This window comes from Streptomyces sp. NPDC048479, assembly GCF_040651435.1.
In the GTDB taxonomy this organism is placed as follows: domain Bacteria; phylum Actinomycetota; class Actinomycetes; order Streptomycetales; family Streptomycetaceae; genus Streptomyces.
The window spans coordinates 158,977-184,155 of the sequence record NZ_JBEZKA010000016.1; the positions used below are offsets into that span (position 1 = coordinate 158,977).

General features: G+C 68.3%; 23 protein-coding genes. 10 read left to right on the plus strand and 13 right to left on the minus strand.

Translation table 11 applies throughout. The annotated features are described in order from the left end of the window. Positions 1 to 4: 4 nt before the first annotated feature. The 4 genes from AB0D12_RS24650 to AB0D12_RS24665 all read left to right on the plus strand — a co-directional run bounded on the left by AB0D12_RS24650 (position 5) and on the right by AB0D12_RS24665 (position 1,970). Positions 5 to 1,018, plus strand: coding sequence for a hypothetical protein (locus AB0D12_RS24650; RefSeq protein ID WP_362686723.1), 1,014 nt, complete (start codon positions 5 to 7; stop codon positions 1,016 to 1,018). Between the two features lie 211 nt (positions 1,019 to 1,229). Further along, positions 1,230 to 1,460, plus strand: a complete 231-nt coding sequence (locus AB0D12_RS24655; protein ID WP_362686726.1) for a DUF6193 family natural product biosynthesis protein — start codon at positions 1,230 to 1,232, stop codon at positions 1,458 to 1,460. After that, positions 1,444 to 1,602: a DUF6193 family natural product biosynthesis protein gene (locus AB0D12_RS24660; RefSeq protein WP_362686729.1), complete on the plus strand. Its 159-nt coding sequence runs from the start codon at positions 1,444 to 1,446 to the stop codon at positions 1,600 to 1,602. Before AB0D12_RS24655 ends, AB0D12_RS24660 begins: the two co-directional genes overlap by 17 nt. Beyond that, positions 1,599 to 1,970 carry a DUF6193 family natural product biosynthesis protein gene (locus AB0D12_RS24665; RefSeq protein ID WP_362686732.1) on the plus strand — a complete coding sequence of 124 codons (372 nt, stop codon included), beginning with the start codon at positions 1,599 to 1,601 and terminating at the stop codon, positions 1,968 to 1,970. Before AB0D12_RS24660 ends, AB0D12_RS24665 begins: the two co-directional genes overlap by 4 nt. 68 nt (positions 1,971 to 2,038) lie before the next feature. Here AB0D12_RS24665 and AB0D12_RS24670 read toward each other — a convergent pair whose 3' ends face one another. The 5 genes from AB0D12_RS24670 to AB0D12_RS24690 all read right to left on the minus strand — a co-directional run bounded on the left by AB0D12_RS24670 (position 2,039) and on the right by AB0D12_RS24690 (position 6,861). After that, positions 2,039 to 2,533 carry an ATP-binding cassette domain-containing protein gene (locus tag AB0D12_RS24670; RefSeq protein WP_362686735.1) on the minus strand — a complete coding sequence of 165 codons (495 nt, stop codon included), beginning with the start codon at positions 2,531 to 2,533 and terminating at the stop codon, positions 2,039 to 2,041. A gap of 231 nt (positions 2,534 to 2,764) precedes the next feature. Then, positions 2,765 to 5,011: a hypothetical protein gene (locus tag AB0D12_RS24675; protein WP_362686738.1), complete on the minus strand. Its 2,247-nt coding sequence runs from the start codon at positions 5,009 to 5,011 to the stop codon at positions 2,765 to 2,767. A 313-nt stretch (positions 5,012 to 5,324) separates the two neighbouring features. Further along, positions 5,325 to 5,747 (minus strand): DUF6113 family protein, encoded by a 423-nt coding sequence (locus tag AB0D12_RS24680; protein ID WP_362686741.1) that lies wholly within the window; start codon positions 5,745 to 5,747, stop codon positions 5,325 to 5,327. Next, positions 5,744 to 6,634: an N-acetyl-1-D-myo-inositol-2-amino-2-deoxy-alpha-D-glucopyranoside deacetylase gene (gene mshB, locus AB0D12_RS24685; protein WP_362686744.1), complete on the minus strand. Its 891-nt coding sequence runs from the start codon at positions 6,632 to 6,634 to the stop codon at positions 5,744 to 5,746. The genes AB0D12_RS24680 and mshB overlap by 4 nt, the downstream gene beginning before the upstream one ends. A 32-nt stretch (positions 6,635 to 6,666) precedes the next feature. After that, the gene (locus tag AB0D12_RS24690) at positions 6,667 to 6,861 is read right to left on the minus strand and encodes a hypothetical protein (protein ID WP_327325878.1); all 195 of its coding nucleotides are present in this window, start codon (positions 6,859 to 6,861) and stop codon (positions 6,667 to 6,669) included. A gap of 156 nt (positions 6,862 to 7,017) precedes the next feature. On the opposite strand from AB0D12_RS24690, the gene AB0D12_RS24695 reads away from it, so the two are divergent. Then, positions 7,018 to 9,156, plus strand: coding sequence for an alpha/beta fold hydrolase (locus AB0D12_RS24695; RefSeq protein ID WP_362686747.1), 2,139 nt, complete (start codon positions 7,018 to 7,020; stop codon positions 9,154 to 9,156). Positions 9,157 to 9,239: 83 nt separating this feature from the next. Here the strand turns inward: AB0D12_RS24695 and AB0D12_RS24700 are convergent, their stop codons facing one another. Continuing rightward, the gene (locus tag AB0D12_RS24700) at positions 9,240 to 10,304 is read right to left on the minus strand and encodes a hypothetical protein (protein ID WP_362686750.1); all 1,065 of its coding nucleotides are present in this window, start codon (positions 10,302 to 10,304) and stop codon (positions 9,240 to 9,242) included. 498 nt (positions 10,305 to 10,802) lie between these two features. On the opposite strand from AB0D12_RS24700, the gene AB0D12_RS24705 reads away from it, so the two are divergent. The 5 genes from AB0D12_RS24705 (at position 10,803) to AB0D12_RS24725 (ending at position 16,870) form a co-directional block, all read left to right on the plus strand. Then, positions 10,803 to 11,765, plus strand: coding sequence for an ABC transporter permease (locus AB0D12_RS24705; protein WP_362686858.1), 963 nt, complete (start codon positions 10,803 to 10,805; stop codon positions 11,763 to 11,765). Positions 11,766 to 11,819: 54 nt separating this feature from the next. Continuing rightward, the gene (locus AB0D12_RS24710) at positions 11,820 to 13,610 is read left to right on the plus strand and encodes an ABC transporter substrate-binding protein (protein WP_362686753.1); all 1,791 of its coding nucleotides are present in this window, start codon (positions 11,820 to 11,822) and stop codon (positions 13,608 to 13,610) included. A gap of 77 nt (positions 13,611 to 13,687) precedes the next feature. After that, positions 13,688 to 14,665 carry an ABC transporter permease gene (locus AB0D12_RS24715; RefSeq protein WP_327325874.1) on the plus strand — a complete coding sequence of 326 codons (978 nt, stop codon included), beginning with the start codon at positions 13,688 to 13,690 and terminating at the stop codon, positions 14,663 to 14,665. A 14-nt stretch (positions 14,666 to 14,679) separates the two neighbouring features. Beyond that, the gene (locus AB0D12_RS24720; RefSeq protein WP_362686755.1) at positions 14,680 to 15,741 is read left to right on the plus strand and encodes an ABC transporter ATP-binding protein; all 1,062 of its coding nucleotides are present in this window, start codon (positions 14,680 to 14,682) and stop codon (positions 15,739 to 15,741) included. Between the two features lie 13 nt (positions 15,742 to 15,754). Continuing rightward, positions 15,755 to 16,870, plus strand: coding sequence for a dipeptide ABC transporter ATP-binding protein (locus AB0D12_RS24725; protein WP_362686757.1), 1,116 nt, complete (start codon positions 15,755 to 15,757; stop codon positions 16,868 to 16,870). Between the two features lie 71 nt (positions 16,871 to 16,941). Here AB0D12_RS24725 and AB0D12_RS24730 read toward each other — a convergent pair whose 3' ends face one another. The 7 genes from AB0D12_RS24730 to AB0D12_RS24760 form a co-directional block, all read right to left on the minus strand. Then, positions 16,942 to 17,988, minus strand: coding sequence for a dipeptide ABC transporter ATP-binding protein (locus tag AB0D12_RS24730; RefSeq protein ID WP_362686759.1), 1,047 nt, complete (start codon positions 17,986 to 17,988; stop codon positions 16,942 to 16,944). Beyond that, on the minus strand, positions 17,981 to 18,955 hold the full coding sequence (locus AB0D12_RS24735) for an ABC transporter ATP-binding protein (RefSeq protein WP_362686760.1): 975 nt from the start codon (positions 18,953 to 18,955) through the stop codon (positions 17,981 to 17,983). The genes AB0D12_RS24730 and AB0D12_RS24735 overlap by 8 nt, the downstream gene beginning before the upstream one ends. A gap of 10 nt (positions 18,956 to 18,965) precedes the next feature. Beyond that, the gene (locus AB0D12_RS24740; RefSeq protein ID WP_362686762.1) at positions 18,966 to 19,946 is read right to left on the minus strand and encodes an ABC transporter permease; all 981 of its coding nucleotides are present in this window, start codon (positions 19,944 to 19,946) and stop codon (positions 18,966 to 18,968) included. Then, a complete protein-coding gene (locus tag AB0D12_RS24745) occupies positions 19,939 to 20,862 on the minus strand; it encodes an ABC transporter permease (protein WP_362686764.1) in 924 nt (307 codons plus the stop codon). The genes AB0D12_RS24740 and AB0D12_RS24745 overlap by 8 nt, the downstream gene beginning before the upstream one ends. A 96-nt stretch (positions 20,863 to 20,958) precedes the next feature. Next, the gene (locus AB0D12_RS24750; RefSeq protein ID WP_362686767.1) at positions 20,959 to 22,584 is read right to left on the minus strand and encodes an ABC transporter substrate-binding protein; all 1,626 of its coding nucleotides are present in this window, start codon (positions 22,582 to 22,584) and stop codon (positions 20,959 to 20,961) included. A gap of 393 nt (positions 22,585 to 22,977) precedes the next feature. Then, complete coding sequence (locus AB0D12_RS24755; protein WP_362686769.1) at positions 22,978 to 24,126, minus strand: dipeptide ABC transporter ATP-binding protein; 1,149 nt, start codon at positions 24,124 to 24,126, stop codon at positions 22,978 to 22,980. Further along, positions 24,119 to 25,177: an ABC transporter ATP-binding protein gene (locus tag AB0D12_RS24760; protein ID WP_362686772.1), complete on the minus strand. Its 1,059-nt coding sequence runs from the start codon at positions 25,175 to 25,177 to the stop codon at positions 24,119 to 24,121. The genes AB0D12_RS24755 and AB0D12_RS24760 overlap by 8 nt, the downstream gene beginning before the upstream one ends. Positions 25,178 to 25,179: the final 2 nt, after the last annotated feature.

A 25,179-nucleotide genomic window follows, 5' to 3' on the forward strand; every position in this document is an offset into this window, starting at 1 on the left:
AGACATGGAGTACGCACAGGCATCCGCCGAACTCACTGCCAGTGGAGACTTCCCTGGGCTCGAGGAAGCACTGGGCAAGCTCGACCGATGGTTGGTGCGAGAAGGGGCGAACTGGCTGGTCACGCAGGTGGAAGCGGAGATTCGTGTCGCCCGGATCGCCGACGGTCCCGACGCCGTCTTCGCTTGGCAGCGAAGCTGGCCCGCACCCGAACCGGACGAGGAGCACGGATACTCCTCTCCCGTCCCCGGCGGGGGCCTAGCTGTCAGCGGCCGACACTGCATCACCGTGTATGACGCGGACGGCGGCGTGCGCTGGGTATACGAGCACGCGGCCTGGGACGAGCGCGGCATGGGGCGCGGGGCATCTACGCCCGACCCCTCCGGTAGCCACCTGTTCGCCACGATCGCGTCTCCCGTGGAACCCGGCAGGACGTACCCTGGCGACCTGTGCATGGCTCTGGATCTCGCGACCGGGAAGCCGGTGGCCGAGACTGTTGTCCCTGCCTATTCGGCCATGTACGAGTTCCAGCAGTCCCTCGCACCCCAGGCAGAGGTGTTCCTGAACGTCGGCCAGGGGCAGGACGACGCACATTCCCTCCTCGTCGCCCTCCAGGAGGGGACGCTGAACGTGACAGGCGCCGGGATCCCGGACGAACCCTTCATTGGCAACAGCATCGCCGCGGACGACTTCCTCAAGATGGCGATCGACGGGGAATACCTGGCCCGCTACCGGCCCGGCAGCCAGGAACCGGTCACGGCGGAGGCCGAGGCCGTTCTGCCCGACGAACTGGTCTTCGCCGGCCGTCCCGGCTTCCTCGACCGCCACCGGATCCTTGCTGCGGCAGCGGCAGACCCGTGGGGTGAGGAATCACGGCACTTCATCCTCGATGCCTCAACCCTCCGTCCGTTCGCCGAACTGCACTACCCGATGCCGGTCGATCTGCCTCCGCTGCCGCTGGGTGACGGCACCTGGCTCACGATCGACGAGGACACCGTACGGCGCTGGCAGACCCGTTGATCGCGTCCGCGCTCCGGCTGTCGAGCCCGGCCACAGTTCGCTTCGTGGGCGCCTTTGAACTCCTGCGCACGGCAGTGGTGAAGGCGGTATGGGCGTCCCAGTTCTGTTGCGGACGCCCATACCTTGACCGAGGCACCCCGATGACGGACGTCACAGATGCTGTTAACCACCTCAGCCGAACCTGCCGAAGAACAAGAAGTGATGTCACCACATGACGAGCGATGAGAATTCTCGGAACGCCGCAGAGATCGTGGCCGCCGAGTGGCGGTACTACCTCGAGGAGGATGAGGGCCTCGTCGACCCGGCCACGGTTCGTGCCGCGTATGCGCAGCCGCGGCTGCGAGAGCTGTATCCCGGGGTCAGCCACGGCACCCTGTACCTCAAGCCGGTGCACCAGTCTCCCTGCTGCTCCAGTCGGGGGCTACGTGTATCCCCGGGCTGACGGAACCTTTTGGGTCAGGGGTCCGCTCGGGGTGGGCACCCTCGGTGAGGTCGACACGCTCGAGGAGGCGTTTGCACCCGTCGTGGACAGCCTGCCCCAGGACTGCGGCCCCGCCATCGAGGGAACGGGGCGAGTCCTGTGACCCAAAGCGAGAACACCGGCGCGGCCGCGGACATCGTGGCCGCCGAGTGGCAGAGCATCCTGACGTACGACGAAGACCTGATCGACCCCGAGATGGTCCGCGCCGCGTACGCACAGCCCCGGCTGCGGGAGCTGTTCCCCGGCGTGAGCCACGGCATCCTGTACCTCAGCCGGTGCACCGACTATCCGGGGTCCTTTGTGCCCGTGGTGTATCGCATGGTGCGAAGCGGCTACCAGGTAACGGCCCGATCCATAGGCATCCTTGGTGAGGTGGACACCGTCGAGGAGGCGTTCGCGCTCGTCGTCGCGAACCTCCCCGAAGGCTGCGGTCCGGCAATCGTCGGGACGGCGCGCGACGTCGCTAGTTGAGGATGCCCATCCGGACGGCGGCGGCGAAGGAGACCCAGGCAGCGCGGCACCCGAAATGCTTCGGCATGTTATCGCGCCTGCGAGCGCGCCGGGGTGAAGATCGCCTTTCTGCGGGCCAGGCAGCAGCTCAAGGCGAGGGCTTTCTGCACGAGGCCGCCGGAGAGCTTGTTGACCATACGGTCGGCAATCTGGCCGATCCCGGCCTGGGCGAGGACGTCGGCGACCGGATACGGCTTGGGGTGCAGGGCACAGGCGAGCTGCACCAGTTCGCGGACCTTGACCTCCTCCATCAGGCCGCCGCTCTGCAGCATCGCACCGACGCGGCCGGCGGCGACCGCCTGCGGGGTCGTGCCGAAGAGCTTTACGGAGCCGCTGTCGGCGGGGCGCAGGCCGAGCAGCAGATCGAGCGTGGAGGACTTGCCAGCGCCGTTGGGGCCGAGGAGCGCGACGGTCTCGCCGGGGTGGAGCATCAGCGAGAGATCGGATACGGCACGGACCGCGCCGTAGCTCTTGTGCACATTCTCGAAGCTCACCACAGGGGTGGGAGCGGCTGTCGTCGTCATGGGTTCAGACTGGCCGCAGGACGGGGTGGGCCGTCGGTGTCGGCCGTCGTGACTCGGGGATGACAGATGTCATGCGCGCGGCCGTGACAACGGCGGTTGAGCGCTGGTGCGGTGACCGCGTCGGTTCGCCGGGGCCGCCCGGGTCGCCGGTCCGGTTCGCCCTGGCCCGCCCGGGTCGCCCTCGATCGCCGGACGGGCTCGGACTGAGCCGTCCGGCGATCGAGGACCGTACTAGCTCGGGTCGAGCGCTATCTCGCTGACGCGCTCGGCCGGCGACTTGCCGCGCAGCGCCGTGCCCATGGCCTGGGCGACGTCGTCCGCGGAGAGCTGGTGCTTCTTGCCGTCGCCCTTGGTGATCATGACGCCGTCGAAGACACCGTCCAGGAGGTCGTCGATCGCCTTCTTGTCGTAGACCTCGACGAGCCTGCCGTCGATCGCCTTCATCGAAAGGATCTTGGGCAGCGACTTCGCCGGCCCGAACTGGATCTGCTTGCCGCCCGCCTTGATGGTGATCAGGTCGGACATCGCGGGCTCGGCGAAGTCCTTCATCGCCCGCTCGAGCTCGGTCTTCGTGATGGTCGGCTCGCGGGTGGCGACGGGGAGCGGGACGACGTTCGGCTTGCCGGTCTCGACCTGCGCGCGGTAGGCGTCCTTGACCGAGATCATCGAGCGGCCGACGTCCAGCGTCTGGCCGGCCCTGCCGGGTACGGCGACGGCCTTGCCCTGCTCGAACTTGATCGTGCCCTCGGTGGCCGAGCCGGAGACGCCCGCCAGGTCGGTCAGCGCGACGCCCAGCTTCTCCTCGTCGACCAGGATCACCGGTTCGGCGACGCGCTCGGCGCCGAGGAGGGAGCCGATCACCGAGACCGGGTTGTAGTCGCTGCCTGCGGCGGCGCGAACGGTGGCCTGGCTGTCCAGGGAGAGTCCGGCCTTGTCCGGGGCGAGCTGCTCCTTCTTGCCGCCCACTGTGAGCTGGAGCGAGCCGGCGGCGCGCTTGCCGAGGGCGGCGTCGATCTTGCTGACCGCCTCCTCCTTGGTGCCGCCGCCGATGTCGACGCCGAGCACCGTGGTGCTCTTGGGTACGTCGGAGTGGTTGAGCAGCAGGCCGGCGCCGTAGGCGATACCGAGCAGCCCGACCAGGCCGGCTCCGGCGAGCACCAGTTTGGAGCGGCCCTTCTTGGCGGGCGCGGGCCTGGGGCTGGGAGCGGGCCTGGCGGCGGCAGGTGCGGGCACGACAGGACCGGCGGGGCCGCCGGGTCCACCGCCGGGACCGCCCGGGAACTCCGGTGCGGAGAAGTCCGCTTCGTCGAAACCCTGCTGGCCGGCGCTGTGGGGCGCCAGCGGGTTCGGGCCGGTGCCGGGGCCGGAGAGCGGGCTGCCGAGCGGCGGGAACGGCGAGCGGTGGTCGCCGGGGACCACGGGGATGCCACTGGTCAGCGTGTCACCGGAGACATGGCCGCCGCTGAACTCGGGGGCGGGCTGCTGCGGGGTGAGCACGGCGGTGTCGTCGGACATCCGGGGCGCGCCACCGGGACCGGGAACGCCGGAACCGGGAACGCCCGGACCGCCAGGACCCGGTACGCCGGGAATGTCGGCTCCCGGGCCGAGGCGGCCGCCGGTACCGGGACCGCCTGCTCCCGGACCGCCGGGGCGCCGGCCGAGCGGCATGCTGCCGGTGACCGGTCCCGTCGTCGGCCCGGTGGGTCCGAGGGATGCGCCGGGCGAACGCACGCCCAGCGGAGGCGTGCTGCTCCCGGGAGCGAAGCCGTTCGCGCCGGAGGCCGGGCCGTCGGCGTTCGCGGCCAGATCGCTGAGCGAGCCCCCACTGCGCGGCGCTCCGGGCCCGCCGTTCGCCGGTCCGCCCTGACCGGGAATGTTCACACCGGGACGGCTCTGACCGGGACCGCCCTGCTGGCCGTCCGAGAAGTACGGGAGACCGGCACCTGCACCGGCGCCGTTCGCTCCGGCGCCCGGGCCCGCGGGCGAGGCGGGAGCGGACGGCTGTGCGGCTGATGCCGCCAGACCCGCCCCGTTCGTGCCTGTCCCGTTCGCGCCCGAAGCCGGACTCGACTTGCGGGGCGCGAACCAGTCGCTGGTCGGCGCCTTCTCCTCGACCGGCGGCTCCGCCGCAGGCGCGGCAGGCTCCTCCGCCACGTCGGGCCGCCGCGTGCTGCCCGTGCGCTCGCTGTCCTGTCTGGCCGAGGCGGCGTCCACGTCGCTCATCGGCGTACGCATGACGACCGGCGGGATCGGCCGCGAACCCGGGATGTTGATCCGGATACGCGTGGTCAGCGTGGTCTCGGTCCTGGGCTCGTCCGGCTGCGGCTCGGGAGCCACCTCCGCGGCATCGTCCGGAGCGTCCTGCGGAGGATGCAGCGACGGATACTGGCGGGATCCGTACGGCGGTGTCCCCGAGGGGTACGCGGCTCCACCGCGCCCCTGGGGGCCGGAGGACGAACTGTCAGTTTCACGACTCAAAGCAGGTTCTCCCGGTTGGCTTCGCCGCCCGTTTCTTACTTGATAGCAACTGCTGCGGGCGGCTCGGCGGCGCGCACCACCATACTGGCCGCTGCCGACAGACACCCCGGGACTGTGGAAAGCGACATTTCCGCCGACCGTACGGGCATGGTCAGTTCAGTGGCTTCCCACCCCTTGGGGCGACCCACCATAGGGGCCCGCCGTACAGGGCGCGTGCCGGGGGTCCCACCCGAGGTGAGCGCGGTGTCCCGCACATTGACCTCGTACACCCCGGAAAGGCAGACAACCCGGGAAGAGTTGCTCCGCCGGGCCCTCACTTGCCGAGTCGGCCGGACCCGCCACCCGGTCGCGCGGGCCGCGACATCGTGGCACACATCACAGCCAACGCCATTCCGCCGAGCATGAAGACGAGCGGCCCGACTCCCGCGGAGAACACCCCGTCACCTTCCGGGCGTCCGATGCTGAGCAGCACGATCGCGAGCAGCCAGCCCACAGCCGGCGCCAGCACGCCGAGCTGCGTCCCGGTGGCCCGCAGCGAGCCGTAGAACAGACCCGTCGTGGCGAGCAGAGCCAGCACCAATCCGCCGGGGAACCAGGCCCCTTGGACCAGTGAACCGGCGACGCCGACCAGCGCCCCGAGCACGGCGAGTCCGAGGTAGGCGGCGATCCGGCCGGGCTTCGGCGACTGGGCGAGCCAGGCCCCCGGTGCGTCCTGTCGGCCTGCGGATCCACTCATACCGGCACCCCCGCGAAGAGATCGTGTTCGCGCGCGCCGGGCGGTGCGCCGGACTCGCCCTGTACCAACTGGTAGTACTCGGTAGCGAAGATCGGCTGTCCCAGATCGTTGGAGAGTGCGAAGAAGGGGCCGTCCACGGCGATTTGGGTGGCATGGGACCGCATCGCTGCCGCCTTCACTTCCGCGTACGCCGTGGCGTCGATTTCGGTAGTGATCTCGGAGTCGTCCACGACGCCCGGAATGTCGCCGAGGGCCGCAATGCCCGGGAAGTCCGCCCCGCCGGCAGCGCGGAGCCGGGCGAAGCCCTCCTCGGCCACCGAGCGCGGCACCCGGTTCCAGTAGATCTTGGCGATCGTGTGCGCCTCGCCGAGGTCGTTCCGGAAGGCGGGATCGGCGGCCAGCTCGGCAGCGCGCATCGCGACCCGGTGCGCCTGGATGTGGTCGGGATGTCCGTACCCGCCATTCGGGTCGTACGTCACCAGCACCTGCGGACGCGCGGAACGGATCACCTCGACGAGGTACGGGGCCGCGCCGTCCGGGTCGGTGTTCCAGAACGCGCCCTCGCGGTGGTTCTGCTCCACGCCCATCATCCCGGAGTCCCGGAACCGGCCGGGACCACCCAGGAAGCGGTGGTCGGTGACGCCCAGCTCCTTCATCGCGGCGGCCAGTTCGCCGACGCGATGAGCACCCAGCCGGTCCTCCCGGTCGGGCGCGAGATGGGCGAGGTCGGGCGGGATGACCTCGCCCTCCTCACCAAGGGTGCAGGTCACCAGGGTGACCTGGGCGCCGGCGGCCGCGTACAGGGCCATCGTCGCGCCGTTGTTGATCGACTCGTCGTCCGGGTGCGCGTGCACCAGGAGCAGACGACGGGCGGGAAGATCCGTCATACGGGACAGCCTACGAGGCCGGGCCCGCTGCGCTAGAACTTGAGACCACCGATCACTCCGGCCACATTTGTGGTGAGTTCGTTGATGGTGGGGGCAATGGACGAGCTTGCGAGATAGAACCCGAGCAACACGCAGACCGCCGCATGCCCACCCTTCAGCCCGGACTTCCGGACCAGCAGGAAGACGACGATCGCCAGCAGCACCACCGCCGAAATCGAGAGTGCCACGGCGGTTCACCTCCACGGATATTCGGTCGGGACGGGCAGGTTGCATGTGCCAGGACGTTCATACCCACCTTGCGCCGCGGATCATAACTATCCACACCAACGCATCGATCGGTGCACAGCAGCACACGGGGGCGCACGAACGCTAGGTTCGGTCGCATGACCTCGAGGCAGCAGCTCTCCTTCCCGCGTCAGTACGCCAGGACCCAGCGCTTCACGCTGGGCGCACCGCGCGCGTTCACCGTGTCCCCGGACGGCTCCCGGGTGGTGTTCCTCCGTTCGGCCTCCGGGACCGACCGGGCGGGCCGGCTCTGGGTGCTGGATCTCGACCCGGACGGGCGCCAGGCGCAGGAGCGCCTGGCCGCCGATCCGGACGCGCTGCTCGGCGGTGCCGCGGAGAAGCTGTCGGCGAAGGAGCGGGCCCGGCGCGAGCGCAGCCGGGAGGGGTCGGCTGGCATCGTCGGCTATGCGGTTGACCAGGCGGTCGAGTTGGCGGCGTTCGCGCTGTCGGGGCGGCTGTACACGGCCGAGCTGCGGGCCGGGACCGCGCGCGAACTGCGGGTGCGGGGGCCGGTGATCGACCCTCGGCCGTCTCCCGACGGCCGGCACATCGCGTATGTGGCGGGCGGCGCCCTGCGGGTGACCGGTGCGGAGGGGGAAGGTGGCCGGGCGCTGGCCGAGCCGGAGGACGAGCACACCACGTACGGTCTCGCGGAGTTCATCGCGGCCGAGGAGATGGACCGCTCGCGCGGCTTCTGGTGGGCGCCGGAGTCGGACCGGCTGCTGGTCGCCCGGGTCGACGAGCGGGACGTACGGCGCTGGTGGATCTCCGATCCCGCGCATCCGGACCGGGAGCCGGAGCGGGTCGCCTATCCGGCGGCGGGGACGCCCAACGCCGAGGTGCGGCTGTTCCTGCTCACGCTGGACGGGGAGCGTACGGAGGTGAGCTGGGACCGGACCCGCTATCCGTATCTGGCGCGGGTGCACTGGTCGTCCGCGGGCGCACCGCTGCTGCTCGTCCAGTCCCGGGACCAGCGGACCCAGCTGTATCTGGCCGTGGACGCGGAGTCGGGCGCCACCCGGACGGTGCATGTCGACGAGGACCCGGTGTGGCTCGATCTCTTCCCCGGGGTGCCGGCCTGGGCGCCGGACGGGCGTCTGGTGCGGATCGCGGACGAGGGCGGGGCGCGGGTACTCGCGGTCGGCGACCGGGCGCTGACCGGAGCGCAGTTGCAGCTGCGGGCGGTGCTGGACATCAGCGAGAACGATGTCCTGGTGTCGGCGGCGGCGGGCGAGGAGGCCGCGGAGCCGGAGACCGGCGAGATCCATGTGTACCGGGTCAATGAGCTGGGGATCGAGCGGATCTCGGACGGTGCGGGAGTGCACTCGGCGGTGCGTTCCGGCGGGGTGACGGTGCTGGCTTCGTCCCGTACGGAGGTGAGTGGCGCGTCCGTGCAGGTGCTGCGGGACGGAAAGCCGGTCGCGGTCGTCCCGTCGTATGCGGAGCAGCCGGTGCTGAAGGCCCGGGTGCGGCTCTGCGAGGCGGGCGCCCACCGGATTCCGTGCGCCGTCCTGCTCCCCTCCGGCTATCAGGAGTCGGACGGCCCGCTTCCGGTCCTGCTGGACCCCTATGGGGGACCGCACGGTCAGCGGGTGTACGCGGCACAGAATCCGTATCTCACCTCCCAGTGGTTCGCCGACCAGGGCTTCGCGGTGATCGTCGCGGACGGCCGGGGCGCTCCGGGACGCTCCCCGGGCTGGGAGAAGGCGGTCAAGGACAACTTCCCGCTCACTCTCGACGACCAGATCGAGGCGCTGCACTCGCTGGCCGGGACCTTCCCGCTGGATCTCGGCCGGGTGGCCATCCGCGGCTGGTCGTACGGCGGCTATCTGGCCGCGCTCGCGGTGCTGCGCCGCCCGGATGTCTTCCATGCGGCGGTCGCGGGCGCGCCGGTGACCGATTTCCGGCTGTACGACACCCACTACACCGAGCGCTATCTCGGCGATCCGGGGACGCATCCCGAGGTGTACGCGGCCAACTCACTCGTCACGGACGACGGGTTGACGACCCCGGAGAACCCACCACGGCCGTTGATGATCATCCATGGTCTGGCGGACGACAATGTGGTGATGGCACACAGCCTGCGGCTCTCCTCGGCGCTGCTGGCGGCGGGCCGTCCGCATGAGGTACTGCCGCTGACCGGAGTGACCCATATGACGCCGCAGGAGCAGATCGCGGAGAATCTGCTGCTGCTCCAAGTGGACTTCCTCAAGCGGTCGTTGGGGCCGCAGGGGTAAGGGCCGGGGGCTTTCCCCCGGGGTCCGGGGCGCGGGCCGGGACACGCCTCGACGGCGATTGAGGTGCGGGGGCCGGGCAGCGCTTACCAGCCGGGCGGCGGGGTCTGCGGGGGCGGTGGGCCGTAACCCGGCTGCGGATAGCCGTGACCCGACTGCGGCTGCCACGTCGGCGCACCCCCGCCCGGTGCGTCCCCCTCCCCCCGGCGCGCAAGCGCCGGCAGCAGCACAGCCCCCGCCGCCAGCTCGAACAGCCAAGAACCGACGAGCAGTTGCTCCCGGAGCCCCACATCACCGAGATGAGACATCAACTCGTTCCGTACGGCGAAATCGAGCCCGGTCCCGCCCATGCCCACCAGGAAGACCGCGACGACCAGCCCCAGCGGCCGTGAGAAGACGGCACGGAAGAGCGCGCCGACCGCCGCCACCAGGGCGAGCGCCACGATCACCGCGGTCAGCCAGCCCGGCGGAGTCCCGAGCGGCGGCAGCCGGACGGACGTGCTGCCGGTGAAGCGGTCGAGATAGCGCGTACCCGCGTAGTCGGTCGCCGTGTAGATCTCCCAGGCCGCGAGTACGCCCGCCGATGCGCCCAGCAGCAGAAAGGCGAGCACCGAGACACCCTTGGTGGGCCGGGTCGGCGTCCGCTCGTGGGCGTATGCGCCTCGGGCGTACAGGTCATGGGCATACGAGTCGCGGGCGTACAAGTCGTGGGCGGCGCCGGGCGCACGTCGGCCCGCGGCGGCCGTGATGATCAGTCCGACGCCGAGCCCGAGCGCCGCGAAGGCGCAGTACAGGGCCCGGGTGCGCAGTTCATCGGCGGAGCGCAGATCCATCCAGGAGGAGCTGAGCACCCACAGCCCCGGCAGCCGTACGGCGAGGGTGATCACTCCGGCGGCCATCAGGGCCGCGGTCGCGACGGGCGAGCGCAGGGCGGCGAGGGCCACGGTGACGTACACCGCGAACAGCAGCAGGTCCTGGAGCGTGGTCGTCAGCGGGGCGGCGGCGCTGCGGCGGCTGCCGGTCCAGTGCCGCCAGAGATCGAGCGGATCGGCGGCCGTGGTGAGATCCCGGACGATCCAGGCAGCCACAATGAGCGCGAGCGCGGCGCACAGCACCGCTCCGGTGATCCGGGCTCCCCGCGTAAGAGTCACAATTGCGATCCTGCATCGCTGTGCACCCTTGAACAAGGGCCCGGGCGGCGCGCGTGCGACCGGCCGGGACTACATGGCGAGCCCCGGCCGGCCTACGGCACCCGCACGGCCGTACGCTGTTCAGCGTGACGCGTTCGTATATCGGAGTTGCGACAGTCAAGTTGCCTGTGTGTTAACGAAATTGATGGGCATTTATGGAGCTATGTCGCCCACTCCGAAGACCCGTCAAGCACGTAGGCAGATCGATCTGCAAAACCTTCGCTCAAGAAGCGCACGGACAACACAGCTTCCGCCGCCAGGCTCTTGACTGACACGGACCGCGATTGCCACAGTCCGCTCAACCAGCGGCGTCCACCAACGTCCGCGGCCGGTACGTGAATCATGAACCGTGAGTCATGAATTGCGGGGGCGAGAAGAGACGTGACGATTCCATCCCGTGCCGAGTCGGCCGACCCGGCCATCGGCCCGGCCGCCGAGACCGGACCGCTCCCTGTCGCTCTGAGCAAGGAGGAGCAGACACTTGTCGGCCGGTCCCCGGGCCAGTTGGCATGGCGGCGCTTCAAACGCGACCGTACGGGCGTACTTTCCGCGTACATCGTGCTGTTCTTCTTCCTCGTGGCGGCACTCGCCCCAGTGATCGGCTGGCTGTACGGAAAGGACCCGTACACCACCTACGGCCTCGATCGCCCGGAACTGCTCGATCCGATCACCAGCTATCCGATGAAACCGAACGGCGGCATCGACGGTGAATTCTGGTTCGGCATCGAGCCGAGACTGGGCCGTGACGTTCTGATGCAGTTGGTGTACGGAATCAGGACCTCGCTGTTGATCGGCCTGGCGGCCACCGTTCTCTCCACCGTCACGGGAATCCTCGTCGGGGTGACGGCCGGATATATGGGCGGCCGTACCGACTACTTCCTGGGCCGCTTCATCGATCTGCTGCTCTCCTTCCCGCAGCAGCTCTTCTTCGTCGCCTTCATGCCGGTGGTCACCGCGCTCTTCGTGAGCCCGCAGAAGGAGACCCCGACCTACTTCCGGGTCACGGCGCTGGTGCTCGTCCTGTGGCTGCTGGGCTGGATGACGCTGGCGCGGCTGCTGAGATCCTCGGTACTGAGCCTGCGCGAACGGGAGTTCATCGAAGCCGCCAAGGTCACCGGCGCTCCGCCGTGGCGCATCATCCGCCGGGAGCTGCTGCCGAATGTGACGACGCCGATCCTGGTGCAGTCCACGCTGATGCTGCCCAACTTCGTGACACTCGAGGCCGGTCTCTCCTTCCTCGGGGTGGGTCTGGTGGAGCCGACGCCCGACTGGGGCCGGATGTTCGCCAAGGGTGCCGACTTCTACGAGGGCGACATCACGTACATGTTCTTCCCGGGCATCGCCATGGTGATCTTCGTGGTCGCCTTCAACCTGCTCGGGGACTCGGTCCGGGACGCCATCGACCCGAAGACCAAGCGTTGACGCACGTCGCAAGGCACTGAGTGTTCCGTCCGACGAGGCAGGTGCATGGAGACCATGACGTCCACCATTCAGCGAAGAGTGCGGATTTCGGCCATCGCGGTCGCCGCCGGCGCGCTAGTGCTGTCCGCGTGCAGCAGCGGCGGCGGAGGCGACAGCAAGGACAAACAGTCCAGGGAACCCGAGCTCACGCAGCAGTCCATCACCATCGGCACCGCCCAGGACTCCACCGGACCCGCCCCGGACCTGCCGGGCGCCAAGCCGGGCGGCACGGTCACCGTGCTGCAGCGTGACGCCTTCGAGCATCTGGACCCCGGCCAGATCTATGTCAGCGACGAGCTGATCATGCAGACGCTGTTCAACCGCACGCTCACCACGTACAAGATCGACGACAAGACCGGCAAAGTGACGCTGGTCGGCGACCTCGCCACGGACACCGGCAAGTCCTCAGACGGCGGCAAGACCTGGACGTACACACTCAAGGACGGGCTGAAGTTCGAGGACGGTACGCCGATCACCTCGAAGGACGTGCGGCACGGCGTCGAGCGGCTGTACGCCAAGTACCAGGTGAGCGGCCCGACGTATCTGCAGCAGTGGCTCTCCGGAGCCGGCCAGACCTTCCGGAAGGCGCTGCCGGACGGCCCGTACAAGGGCAAGCATCTGCCGGACAGCGTGCTGGCGACGCCGGACGACAAGACCATCGTCTTCCACTTCGCCCAGCCGCGCGCCGAGGTGCCGTTCGCGGTCGCCATGCCGAACATCACGGCAGTTCCGGCGGCCAAGGACACCCAGGAGAAGTACGACAAGGCGCCGGTCGCGTCGGGACCGTACAAGATCCAGAACTTCAAGCCGGACAAGAGCGTCGAGTTCGTCAAGAACAGCAACTGGGACCCGAAGTCGGACGCCGTACGCCACCAGTACGTGGACAAGTTCTCGGTCACCTTCGGCCACCAGTGGGTGGACTCCACCCGTCGGCTCGTCGCCCAGCAGGGCGCCGACAAGACCGGTATGACCTTCACCAACGCGGTCGACCCGTCGCTGATCTCGACGGTCCTGAAGAACAAGGAGGCGATGGCGAGGTCGCTCACCAGGACCCAGCCGTACGTCGACGTGGTCAGCTTCAACATGGACCGCATCAAGGACAAGCGGGTCCGCGAGGCACTGGCCTGGGCCTGGCCCTCGGGTCAGGTGCTGCAGCAGTACGGCGGCGTCAAGGCCGGCGAGGTCGCGGGCTCTCTGGTCGGTCCGACCCTCAAGGGCTACCAGCCGGTCGACCCGTTCGAGAAGAAGAAGTACCCGGCGGGCAACCCCGAGAAGGCCAAGGCACTGCTGAAGGAGGCCGGCGCGGAGGGCAGGACGATCGTCTACGCCTACGCCAACACCGGCCCCGCCCAGAACTCCGCTGTGGTCGTGGAGCGGGCTCTGGAGAAGGCCGGCTTCAAGGTGGAGAAGAAGGAGCTCGACTCCTCGACGTACTACACGCAGATCGGCAAGGTGAAGAACCAGTACGACGCCTACCGCTCCTCGTGGGGCGCCGACTGGCCGTCCGCGTCGACGGTCGTGCCGCCGCTGTACGACGGCAAGAACATCTACGACGACTCGGCGAACTATTCGCACCTCAACTCCCCTGCCATCAACGGTGACATCGCCAAGGCGGAGAAGATCGGCGACATCGACCAGGCCGGCAGCGAGTGGGTCAAGATCAGCCAGAAGATCCTGACGGACGAGGTGCCGCAGGTGCCGATCTTCTACAACCGGCTGTTCACGCTCTGGGGTTCGGGCATCGGCGGCGTGAAGTTCCACGAGCCGTACGGCTCCGTGGACCCGACCGCCGTGTACGTCAAGTAATCACCGGCGCATCGGATCGGCTCCCCGTCCCCGACGGGGAGCCTCCTCCGGTCCCTCTCCCGGAAGCCCGCGAAGCCATGCTGAGATTCCTCGTCCGCCGCTCGCTCGGCGCTCTCGTCATTCTTCTGGTGATCAGCGCGGTCACCTTCTTCCTGTTCTTCGCGCTGCCCGCCGAGCCCGCCCGGCTGGCCTGCGGGAAGAACTGCGATCCGGCCGCCCTCGCGCTCATCAACAGCAACCTCGGCCTCGACAAGCCGGTCCCGGTGCAGTACTGGGACTTCATGGTGGGGATCTTCGCGGGCCGTGACTTCACCGTCGGGCACTGTGACGCGCCGTGCTTCGGCTACTCGTTCGTCAATCAGGAATCGGTATGGGGCACGATCCTCGACCGCTTCCCCACCACACTCTCGCTGGCCTTCGGCGGCGCGGTCGTCTTCCTCCTCGTCGGAGTGGGCATCGGCCTGCTGGCCGCCGCGCGCCGCGGTACCTGGGTCGACAAGTTCTTCAGCTCGTTGTCGTTGCTCGGCTCGTCACTTCAGATCTACTTCGTCGGCGTGCTCTGCCTCGCGCTGTTCGTCTCCAACCTCGGCTGGCTGGATCAGCCCGAATACGTTCCGATCACGGAGGACCCGGCGGGGTGGTTCGCCGGGATGATGCTGCCGTGGCTGGTCCTGTCGATGATCTTCATCGCCAACTACAGCCGTCTCGCACGGTCGTTGATGGCCGAGCAGCTCGAGGAGGAGCATGTCCGCGCGGCCCGCGCCAAGGGCCTCGCCCGCCGGACCGTCTTCTTCCGGTACGCCATGCGAGGCGCGGTCGCCCCGGTTCTGACCATTTTCGGGATGGACCTCGGCTCACTGCTCGGCGGCGCGATGATCACCGAGGTCACCTTCACTCTGCACGGCATCGGACGCCTTGCGGTGCAGTCCGTGCAGCTCACCGATCTGCCCATGCTGATGGGCGTGATGCTGATCAGCGCCGCGGCCATCGTCTTCTTCAACATCGTTGTGGACGCCGTCTACGCCCTGCTCGATCCGCGCGTGCGGCTGGCCTAGGAGTCCTGAGCCACATGACCACCCTGACCAAGACCGATCAGCCACCCCGGCCCGCCGCCGACGGCCCCTTTCTCTGCGTACGCGATCTGTACGTCCACTTCTCCACCGAGGACGGGACGGTGAAGGCGGTCGACGGGATCTCCTTCGATCTGGAGCGCGGCAGGACACTCGGCATCGTCGGCGAGTCCGGCTCCGGGAAGTCCGTCACGAATCTCTCCATCCTCGGTCTGCACGACCCCAAGTTCACCGAGACCCGGGGCGAGATCGTGCTGGACGGCCAGGAGATGACGGGGGCCGGGGAGCGGACGCTGGAGCGGCTGCGCGGCAACAAGGCAGCGATGATCTTCCAGGACTCGCTGACCGCGCTCTCGCCGTACTACACGATCGGCCGGCAGATCTCCGAGCCGTACCGCAAGCACACCGGGGCATCCAAGCGGGAGGCATGGGCGCGGGCGGTTCAGATGCTGGAGAAGGTCGGCATTCCGCAGCCGAAGCTGCGGGCGCACGACTACCCGCACCAGTTCAGCGGAGGCATGCGGCAGCGCGCGATGATCGCGATGTCGCTGGTGTGCAATCCGGAGTTGCTGATCGCGGACGAGCCGACGACCGCACTGGACGTCACCGTCCAGGCGCAGATCCTGGATCTGCTGCGCGACCTCCAGCAGGAGTTCGGCTCGGCGATCATCCTGATCACCCATGACCTGGGCGTGGTCGCCAGCATCGCCGACGATCTGCTGGTGATGTACGCAGGCCGGGCGGTGGAGCGCGGTTCGGTACGCGAAATTCTGCGGGATCCCCAGCACCCGTACACCTGGGGCCTGCTGGGGTCGATGCCACGGCTCGGCTCGGACGTCTCGGAGCCGCTGACGCCGATCCCGGGGGCCCCGCCGAGTCTGCTCGCGCCGCCCTCGGGCTGCCCGTTCCATCCGCGTTGCGGCTTCCCGTCCATGGTCGGCGGCACGACCTGCGAGGACATACGGCCGGAGCTGCCCGAGGGGCGGGGCTCCGCCTGCCACCTCACGGCCGAGCAGAAGCGCACCGTCTTCATCGAGCACATCAAGCCCCGGCTGGGGTAGGGAGAGACGCGACATGGCGCACGAAGCCACCATCCCCGCCCCGCGTGACCGGGCTGTCTCCGACGGCGAGGTCCTGATGACGGCGGAAGGGCTGACGAAGCACTTCCCGATCATGGCCGGTTTTCCGTTCAAACGGCGTATCGGGGCGGTTCAGGCGGTCGACGGCATCGATCTCACGCTGTACGCGGGCGAGAGCTTCGGGCTTGTCGGCGAGTCGGGCTGCGGCAAGTCGACGACGGGCCGGCTGCTGACCCGTCTCCTTGAACCGACCGCGGGGAAGATCACCTACCGGGGCCAGGACATCAGCCACGCCGACCGCAAGCAGCTGGCGCCGATACGCCCCGAAGTCCAGATGATCTTCCAGGATCCCTACTCGTCGCTGAACCCGCGGCAGACCGTCGGAAAGATCATTTCCGGTCCGATGGAGATCAACAACGTCCGGCCGGAGAGCGGGCGCGAGAGCCGGGTCCGCGAGCTGCTGGAGATCGTCGGCCTCAACCCCGAGCACTACAACCGCTTCCCGCACGAGTTCTCCGGCGGCCAGCGCCAACGCATCGGCGTGGCACGGGCCTTGGCGCTGGAGCCGAAGCTGATCGTCGCGGACGAACCGGTCTCCGCGCTCGATGTCTCGATCCAGGCGCAGGTCGTCAATCTGCTGCAGGAGCTCCAGCGGGAGCTGGGCATCGCCTTCCTCTTCATCGCCCACGACCTGGCGGTGGTACGGCACTTCTCGCAACGGGTCGCGGTGATGTACCTGGGCAAGGTGGTGGAGGTCGGCGACCGCGATTCGATCTACCACCGGCCTCGGCATCCGTACACCCACGCACTGCTCTCCGCCGTCCCGGAGGCGGCGCTGAGCGACGAGGCGGATGCGCGGGCGCATGAACGCATCCGGCTGGCGGGCGACGTGCCGTCGCCGATCGATCCGCCGTCGGGCTGCCGGTTCCGTACGCGCTGCTGGAAGGCGCAGACGAAGTGCGCGACCCAGGTGCCGCCGCTGGTGCGGATCGAGGGGAACCACCAGGGGCACCTGACGGCGTGCCACTTCCCGGAGGAGCCGACGCGGGTGCGGGAGGAAGACGTGATCCTGGACCCGGCGCTGCGGGACCTGGAGGCGGACGGGGGCTGAGATTCAGCCCTCCGGCGTTCGAGGAGCGGGGGCCGGTGCGGAGCCCCACGAGGCGGAGCCCCGGGGCGGGGTCACTCAGCGCCCGGCTCCTCCTCCGTCGGCACCACGTGCTTCTCCTCCGCGAAGTGGCAGGCCGACGGATGCCGCGTCGGCCCGCTCGCCGGCCGGAACACCGCCGGCACCTCCAGCAGCGGCACCTCCAGCGCGCACCGCTCCTGCGCCTTCCAGCAGCGCGTGCGGAAACGGCAGCCCGACGGGATGTTGGCCGGCGACGGGACATCGCCGTGCAGAATGATCCGCTCCCGGCGCTCACGCGCCTCCGGGTCCGGCACCGGAACCGCCGACAGCAGCGCCTGGGTGTAGGGATGCGTCGGATGGTCGTAGATCTCCGCGTCCTTGCCGATCTCCACGATCCGCCCCAGATACATCACGCCCACCCGGTCCGAGATGTGCCGGACGATCGACAGGTCGTGCGCGATGAAGACATAGCTGAGGCTGAATTCGCTCTGCAGCTTGTCCAGCAGATTGATGACCTGCGCCTGCACGGAGACGTCCAGCGCGGAGACCGGCTCGTCGGCGACGATGATCTCGGGCTGGAGAGCCAGCCCGCGCGCGATGCCGATGCGCTGCCGCTGGCCGCCGCTGAACTGGTGCGGGTAGCGGTTGATGTACTCGGGGTTGAGCCCGACGACATCGAGGAGGTCCTGCACCTTCCGGCGCCGGTCCCCCTTGGGCGCCACCTCGGGATGGATCTCGTACGGCTCACCGACGATGTCGCCGACCGTCATCCGTGGATTGAGCGAGGTGTACGGGTCCTGGAACACCATCTGGATGTTGCGGCGGACCGCCTTCAGCGCGCGCCCGGACAGCTTGGTGATGTCGTCGCCCCGGTACCGGATCGCGCCGGCCGTGGGCCGCTCCAGGTGCACCAGCATCCTGGCGAGCGTCGACTTGCCGCAGCCCGACTCCCCCACGATGCCGAGCGTCTCGCCCGCCACCAGGTCGAGATCGACGCCGTCCACCGCCCTGACCGCACCGACCTGCTTCTTGAAGAGAATGCCCCGGGTGAGCGGATAGTGCTTGACCAGACCGCGGACCTCCAGGATCGCCTCAGCCATTGAGTGTCTCCTGCCAGAAGTGGCAGGCGCTCCTGCGGTCCTCCGAAACCTCGTACAGCGGCGGCACATCGGTCCGGCACACGGCCTGGGCCATCGGACAGCGCGGGTTGAAGGCGCAGCCGGGCGGGATGTTCATCAGGTTCGGCGGCAGGCCCTTGATCGCGTACAGCTCCCGGCCCTTCTGGTCCAGCCGCGGGATCGACTCCAGCAGGCCCTTGGTGTACGGGTGGGCCGGGGCCTTGTAGATGTCGTGGACAGGAGCCGTCTCGACGATCCGGCCCGCATACATCACCGCGATCCTGTCGGCGACGTCGGCGACGACGCCGAGGTCGTGGGTGATCAGGATGAGCCCCATGTTCAGCTCGCTCTGGAGCTGGGCCAGCAGATCCATCACCTGGGCCTGGACGGTGACGTCCAGCGCGGTCGTCGGCTCGTCCGCGATGATCAGGTCCGGCTCCAGGGACAGCGCCATGGCGATCATGATGCGCTGGCGCATACCGCCGCTGAACTGGTGCGGATACTGCCCGACCCGCTCCTTCGCCCCCGGGATGCCCACCCGCTCCATCAGCTCGACGGCCGTGGCCCGCGCGTCCCTGCGCGACATCCTGCGGTGGACGGTGAACATCTCGCCGAGCTGGTCGCCGACGCTCAGCACCGGGTTCAAGGACGAGAGAGCGTCCTGGAAGATCATGGCCATCCCGGCCCCGCGGATCTTCCGCCGCTCCTCCTCCTTGAGCCGCAGCAGATCCTGTCCCCGGAAAAGGATCTCGCCGCCGGCGATCTTCCCCGGAGGCGTGTCCAGGATTCCCATGATCGCCTGCGCCGTGACGGACTTGCCGGACCCGGACTCGCCCAGCACGGCGAGCGTCTCGCCTTCGTCCACCGTGTAGTTGACGCCGTTGACGGCCTTGGCCACGCCGTCCCTGGTACGGAACTCCACGTGCAGATCACGCACTTCGAGCAGCATGGCGGGCTCCTCAGCGCAGCTTGGGGTCGAGGGCGTCGCGCACCGCGTCGCCGAGCATGATGAACGCGAGCACCGTGACCGCCAGCGCGCCGGCCGGCCAGAGCAGCATGTGCGGCGCGTTGCGGATGTACGGGGACGCGGAGGAGATGTCGATGCCCCAGGACACGGTCGGCGGCTTCAGCCCCACCCCGAGGTAGGAGAGCGTCGCCTCCAGGGCGATGAACGTACCGAGCGCGATGGTCGCCACGACGATCACCGGCGCGATGGCGTTGGGGCTGATGTGCCGCAGCAGGATCCGGGAGTTGGACGCACCGAGCGCCCGGGCCGCCTGGACGTAGTCGTTCTGTTTGGCGGTGATGACCGAGCCGCGTGCGATACGGGAGAGCTGCGGCCAGCCCAGCAGCACCATGAAGCCGATGACGGGCCAGACCGTGGTGCTGGTGACGACGGACAGCAGGACCAGACCGCCGAGGACGACGGGGATGCCGAAGAAGATATCGGTGACCCGGGAGAGGACCGCGTCCGACGCCCCGCCGAAGAAACCGGCCAGACCGCCGAGGGCGGAACCGAGCAGCGCCACACCGAGAGTGGCGCAGACGCCGACAGTGACCGAGGTCCGCGCGCCGTAGACGGTACGCGTATAGACGTCGCAGCCCTGCCCGTTGAAGCCGAAGGGATGGCCGGGCTGGGAGCCTTGCTGGGCCTTGGCGAGGTCGCACTGGAGCGGATTCTGGGTGGCGATCGACTGGGGCCAGATCGCGATGAAGACCAGGAAGAGGATGATCAGGCCCGAGACGATGAAGACAGGGTTGCGACGCAGATCGCGCCAGGCGTCGGACCAGAGGCTGCGCGGCTTCTCGGCAGGCCCGGTGCCCTCCGGGCCGCCGGGGGTCTTCTCGAGGGTCGCCCCCTCGGTGGTCGCGAGGTCCATCGCACCGCCGGCGCCGGTGGAGGCGATGGCTCCCCCGTTGTCGTACTGAGGCTCAGGCATACCGGATCCTCGGGTCGAGAACGGCGTACAGCAGGTCGACCAGCAGATTCGCCACCAGGAAGACGATGACGAGCACGGTCACGAAGCCCACGACGGTCTGGGTGTTCTGACGCAGGATGCCCTGGTAGAGCTGGTAGCCGACGCCATGGATGTTGAAGATGCGCTCGGTGACGATCGCACCGCCCATCAGTGCGCCGACATCGGTGCCGATGAAGGTGATCACCGGGATCAGTGAATTGCGCAGCAGATGACGGCTGATCACCCGGCGCCTGGGCAGGCCCTTCGCCTTCGCGGTGCGGACGTAGTCGGAGCGGGCGTTCTCGGCGATCGAGGTCCGGGTCAGCCGGGTGACATAGGCGAGCGAGACCGATGCGAGCACAAGACCGGGGATGATCAGCTCATTGATCGGCGCCTCCGGTGAGACGGCGGGCTTGATGATGCCCCACTCGACACCCAGCAGCAGCTGGAGGATGAGCCCGGTGACGAAGGTCGGGACGGAGATGACGACCAGGGTGAGCAGCAGCACGCTGGTGTCGACGGGGCGGCCGCGCTTCAGGCCCGTGATCACACCGAGCGTGATGCCGATCAGCATCTCGAAGACGATCGCGACGGCAGTGAGCCGGATGGTGACCGGGAAGGCCTCGCCCATCAGCTCGGTGACCGGCTGTCCGTTGAAGGCGGTGCCGAAGTCGCCGGTGAAGACATTGCCCATGTACGTCAGGTACTGCTGCCATACCGGCTTGTCGAGGCCGAACTCCTTGCGCAGCTGGGCGGCCGTCGCCGGGTCGCACTGCCGCTCGCCGCAGAGTCCTGCGATGGGGTCCCCCATCACGTTCACCATGAGGAAGATCAGCAGCGTGGCACCGAAGAAGACCGGGATCATCTGCAGCAGACGCCGGATCACATAACGTCCCATGAAGGGCTCCGGGGGTCGTGGTCGCGCGATGCGGGGAAGGTCGGTACAGCCGCCGGACCGGCGCGGTGGGGCACGCCGTGCCGGATGCCTCCGCCGTCACTTGACCTTGATCTCGTTGTAGACCGGGACGCTGAAGGGGTTGAGCGCCACGTTCGAGACACGTTCGGAGTAGCCGGCGCTGCCGTTCTGGTACCAGAGCGGGATGGCCGCCATCTGGTCCCGTACGACCCCCTCGGCCTTCTGGAAGGTCTCCACGGCCTTCTTCGCGTCGGTCTCCGCGTTGGCCTCGTCGACGAGCTTGTCGAACTCCGCGTTGCTCCACAGACCGTCGTTGGACGAGGCGTTGGTGTAGTAGAGCGGCTGCAGGAAGTTCTGGATCAGCGGGTAATCCATCTGCCAGCCGGCCCGGAACGGGCCGGGCATCTTGTGCTGCCCGATCTGGTTGCGGAAGTCGGCGAAAGTACCGACCGGGTTGCCGACACAGGCCCTGTCGTTGCCCAGCGCGTTGTTGATGCTGTTGCAGACGGCGTCGATCCATTCCTTGTGCGAGCCGCTGTCCGCGTTGTACGAGATCTTCACCTGGCCGCCGGGGATGCCGCCGCCCTCCGTGATCAGCTTCTTCGCCTCGGCCGCGTTGTACTCGCAGGCGTCACCGCACAGGGTGTCGCTGAAGCCGCCGTCCGCGCCGAGCACCGGCGAGGTCCAGTCCTTCGCGGGCGTACGCGTCTTCTGGAAGATCGTGTCGGTGATCTGCTGACGGTTGATCGCCCTGGACAGGCCCTGGCGGACCTTCACGGCGTTCGGGGTGTTCCAGGCCTTGTCGTAGTACGGGAAGGCAAGGGTCTGGATGATCCCGGCGGGGGTGTTGATGTACCGGCCGCCGAGGTCCGCCTGCACATTCTTGAGCTGCGAGGCCGGCACATCGTCGACGAGGTCGAGATTGCCCGCGGTCAGGTCGGTGTAGGCGGTGTTGTTGTCCGTGTACACATTCAGGTCGACGCCGCCGTTCTGCGCCTTGTCGGTGCCCGGGTAACCGTCCCATCTGCGCATGGCCAGCTTCGAGCCCTTGGCGTACGAGTCGACGGTGTACGGGCCGTTGCCGATGGGCTTGGACAACCAGGCGTCGTGGCTGTCGAAGAACGCCTGGGGCAGCGGGGAGAAGGCGGCGTAGCCGAGGGTGTCGGGCCAGGTGGAGAACTTCTGGGAGAGCTTGACCGTGAAGGTTGTGTCGTTGACGACCTTGAGGCCCGAGAGGGTCGTGGCGGTGGGCGTGCCCTTGTCCGGGTGGACCTGTGCGTAGCCGTCGATATAGCCGAAGAAGTAGGCGTTCTTCTGGTTGTTCTTCAGGTTGGCGCCGTAGTTCCAGGCGTCCACGAAGGACTTGGCGGTGACCTTCTCACCGTTGCTGAAGGTCCAGCCGCCTTTGACGGTGACGGTGAAGTTGACCGAGTCCGTGGTGGCGATCTTCTCGGCGAGCATGTCCTTGGCCTCGCCGGTCTTCGGGTCGTACCTCTTGAGACCGCGGAAGAGCATGTCGAGGACCTTGCCACCCTGCACCTCATTGGTGTTCGAGGGCTCCAGCGGATTCTGGGGGTCGCCCCAGGAGGAGCTCACGATCCCGTCGGCGCCACCGCCGCCACTGCTGCCTCCGCCGCACGCCGCCGCCGCGAGGGCAACGGCCACCGCGCATACGGCCCCTTTGGCGTGCGTGACTCCACGCATGGGGTGCCTCCCGTGTCCTAAGTCCGACTTAGCACCAATACACCCCATATAGGTATGCAGCGCACTTTTATGGCCGCTTTCCGAGTTTGCCGGTCCTCAGTCTCTGCTTCTCAATCCCCCTGGTCAGTCCTTGGTGGCCAGTCCTTGCTGGTCACTGCTTGCTGGTCACGGCGAGCGCGTCCGTCAGCTGCCGCAGCCCGCCGGCCGCGTCAAACTCCTCCGCCTGCGTCGGCATCTTCGCCCCGGTCCCTCGTCAGCTGGTCCGTTCGTTTCCCTCTTCTGCAAGGAACACGTCCGGGGTCCGGGGGATGTTACGCACGACTTTCCGTGCGTACACAGAAGAGGGCGCCCGGACCAGACGGCCCGGACGCCCTCGTTTCGCCTTCTGCTGCGTCACACCGCGTGGACGACGTCCTTCTCCTCGGCGAAGTGGCACGCGGACTCGTGTGCCGCCGGGGTGTCAGCACCCTTGAAACGCTCGGGGATCGCCAGCAGCGGGACCTCCTGGGCGCACTTGTCCTCGGCCTTCCAGCAACGGGTGCGGAAACGGCAGCCGGACGGCGGGTTCGCCGGGGACGGGACGTCGCCGGTGAGAATGATCCGCTCGCGACCGCTGCTGAGCTCCGGGTCCGGAACCGGGACCGCCGACAGCAACGCCTGGGTGTAGGGGTGCGTCGGGTGGTCGTAGATCTGCGTGTCCGTACCGATCTCGGCCATCTTGCCGAGGTACATCACGCCGACCCGGTCGGAGATGTGCCGGACGATCGACAGGTCGTGGGCGATGAAGATGTAGGAGAGGTTGAACTCGTCCTGCAGCTTCTCCATCAGGTTGATGACCTGCGCCTGGACCGAGACGTCCAGGGCCGAGACCGGCTCGTCGCAGATGATGACCTCGGGGTTGAGGGCAAGACCGCGAGCGATACCGATGCGCTGGCGCTGACCGCCGGAGAACTGGTGCGGATACCGGTGGATGTACTCCGGGTTGAGCCCGACGACGTCGAGCAGGTCCTGCACCTTCTTGCGGCGGTCGCCCTTCGGAGCCACCTCGGGGTGGATGTCGAAGGGCTCACCGATGATGTCGCCGACCGTCATACGCGGATTCAGCGAGGTGTACGGGTCCTGGAACACCATCTGGATGTTCCGGCGGACCGCCTTCAGCGCGCGCCCGGACAGCTTGGTGATGTCCTGGCCCTTGAAGAAGACCTCGCCGGCGGTCGCCGTCTCCAGCGTCATCAGCAGTTTGGCGACGGTGGACTTGCCACAGCCGGACTCGCCGACGATGCCGAGCGTCTCACCCTGGTAGAGGTCGAAGGAGATCCCGTCCACGGCCTTGACCGCGCCGACCTGGCGCTTGAACAGAATGCCCTGGGTCAGCGGGAAGTGCTTGACCAGGTTGCGCACCTGAAGGATCGGCTCACCGCGCTCGACCGGTGCCTCGATCGCCGCCACGGCCGCCGTCTCGGTGGGCGCGTCGACGGTCTCGACCTCGGTGACGTTCGGGGTGGCGTCCATGGGCTCGTCGGTCTTCTTGAACTCAGCCATGGATCGTCTCCTTCCAGAAGTGGCACGCGCTTCCGCGGCCGGGCAGCTCACTGCCGTCCTGCTCGGTCACCGGCACCAGTGCCGGAACCTCCGTACGGCAGATGTCGTCCGCCTTGGGGCAGCGGGGGTTGAACGCACAACCGGCCGGAATCTTGAGCAGGTTGGGCGGCAGCCCCTTGATCGCGTACAGCTCCTGGCCCTTCTGGTCCAGGCGCGGGATCGAGTCCAGCAGACCACGCGTGTACGGGTGGGCGGGCCGCTTGTAGAGCTCGCTCACCGGGGCGGTCTCGACGATCCGTCCCGCGTACATGACCGCGATCTTGTCCGCGACGTCGGCGACGACGCCGAGGTCGTGGGTGATCAGGATCAGGCCCATGTTGTACTCGCGCTGCAGCTCCGCGAGCAGATCCATGACCTGGGCCTGGACGGTGACGTCCAGCGCGGTCGTCGGCTCGTCCGCGATGATCAGGTCCGGCTCCAGGGCCAGCGCCATGGCGATCATGATGCGCTGGCGCATACCGCCGGAGAACTGGTGCGGGTAGTCGTTGACCCGCGCCCTGGCGGCCGGGATCTTCACCCGCTCCATCAGCTCGATGGACTTGGCCTTGGCCTCCTTCTTGGAGAGGCCCTGGTGGACGCGGTACATCTCGCCGAGCTGGTAGCCCACGGTGAGCACGGGGTTGAGGGAGGAGAGCGCGTCCTGGAAGATCATCGCGATCTTCCGGCCGCGGATCTTCCGCCGCTCCTCGTAGCCCATGGTGAGCATGTCCTGCCCGCGGTACAGGATCTGGCCCTGCGGGATCTTGCCGGGCGGCATGTCCAGAATGCCCATGATCGCCTGCGCGGTCACGGACTTTCCGGAGCCGGACTCACCCAGTACGGCCAGGGTCTCGCCGGAGTCAACGCTGTAGTTGACGCCGTTGACGGCCTTGGCGACTCCGTCGCGGGTGTGGAACTCCACATGCAGATCGCGGACTTCGAGCAGCGGAGTGCCGTCCGAGTCACCCGACCGGGGCGCCGGGACACTTGATGTTTCTTCGATGATGGTCACGT

Bases quoted from the DNA above. Each gene is read 5' to 3' on its own strand.
- AB0D12_RS24650 (WP_362686723.1), top strand. From the start codon at position 5: ATGGAGTACGCACAGGCATCCGCCGAACTCACTGCCAGTGGAGACTTC.
- AB0D12_RS24655 (WP_362686726.1), top strand. From the start codon at position 1,230: ATGACGAGCGATGAGAATTCTCGGAACGCCGCAGAGATCGTGGCCGCC.
- AB0D12_RS24670 (WP_362686735.1), bottom strand. From the start codon at position 2,533: ATGACGACGACAGCCGCTCCCACCCCTGTGGTGAGCTTCGAGAATGTG.
- AB0D12_RS24680 (WP_362686741.1), bottom strand. From the start codon at position 5,747: ATGAGTGGATCCGCAGGCCGACAGGACGCACCGGGGGCCTGGCTCGCC.
- mshB (WP_362686744.1), bottom strand. From the start codon at position 6,634: ATGACGGATCTTCCCGCCCGTCGTCTGCTCCTGGTGCACGCGCACCCG.
- AB0D12_RS24695 (WP_362686747.1), top strand. From the start codon at position 7,018: ATGACCTCGAGGCAGCAGCTCTCCTTCCCGCGTCAGTACGCCAGGACC.
- AB0D12_RS24710 (WP_362686753.1), top strand. From the start codon at position 11,820: ATGACGTCCACCATTCAGCGAAGAGTGCGGATTTCGGCCATCGCGGTC.
- AB0D12_RS24715 (WP_327325874.1), top strand. From the start codon at position 13,688: ATGCTGAGATTCCTCGTCCGCCGCTCGCTCGGCGCTCTCGTCATTCTT.
- AB0D12_RS24720 (WP_362686755.1), top strand. From the start codon at position 14,680: ATGACCACCCTGACCAAGACCGATCAGCCACCCCGGCCCGCCGCCGAC.
- AB0D12_RS24725 (WP_362686757.1), top strand. From the start codon at position 15,755: ATGGCGCACGAAGCCACCATCCCCGCCCCGCGTGACCGGGCTGTCTCC.
- AB0D12_RS24730 (WP_362686759.1), bottom strand. From the start codon at position 17,988: ATGGCTGAGGCGATCCTGGAGGTCCGCGGTCTGGTCAAGCACTATCCG.
- AB0D12_RS24735 (WP_362686760.1), bottom strand. From the start codon at position 18,955: ATGCTGCTCGAAGTGCGTGATCTGCACGTGGAGTTCCGTACCAGGGAC.
- AB0D12_RS24740 (WP_362686762.1), bottom strand. From the start codon at position 19,946: ATGCCTGAGCCTCAGTACGACAACGGGGGAGCCATCGCCTCCACCGGC.
- AB0D12_RS24745 (WP_362686764.1), bottom strand. From the start codon at position 20,862: ATGGGACGTTATGTGATCCGGCGTCTGCTGCAGATGATCCCGGTCTTC.
- AB0D12_RS24750 (WP_362686767.1), bottom strand. From the start codon at position 22,584: ATGCGTGGAGTCACGCACGCCAAAGGGGCCGTATGCGCGGTGGCCGTT.
- AB0D12_RS24755 (WP_362686769.1), bottom strand. From the start codon at position 24,126: ATGGCTGAGTTCAAGAAGACCGACGAGCCCATGGACGCCACCCCGAAC.